Raw genomic sequence first — 364 nt, 5'->3', positions numbered from 1 at the left:
AATAGCGAGCATACACAACAGGACTAACGCACTTATTGCTCTAGATAGATTCATTATTAACATTGCCCAGCTAAAGCAGCCCTTGTGATAACAAAGCTGCCTCAGCTCAAGCAATTAGGCCTCCCCATTCGTTTTTCATGACAAACATGAGTACCAAACGTTACATGAGTTTCAAGAATTCACGTAGGGCTAGTTTTTCTTCTGCAGGTAGATCTATACCAAACTGGTGGCCTTTGTTCTCAACAAAATCACCGCACTTCAAGAATACTGCATCATGTGGATTAGACGAAAGTACATGCGCAGCAGGCGTGCCTTTAGGGAAATGGACAATGCCATCTGGCTGACCGCTTAAGGTAATATTCAG

General features: G+C 43.1%; 1 protein-coding gene. It reads right to left on the bottom strand.

Annotated elements, in window-relative coordinates; all coding sequences use genetic code 11:
* Window positions 1–160: 160 nt before the first annotated feature.
* Window positions 161–364, bottom strand: a 204-nt coding sequence (locus A3761_RS26705; RefSeq protein WP_197472755.1) for a hypothetical protein, incomplete at its 5' end; no start/stop codon positions are given.

It is taken from the genome of Oleiphilus sp. HI0123, from assembly GCF_001635315.1.
The sequence above is the reverse complement of the archived record's forward strand: the minus strand, read 5'-3'. Positions and strand labels throughout refer to the sequence as shown.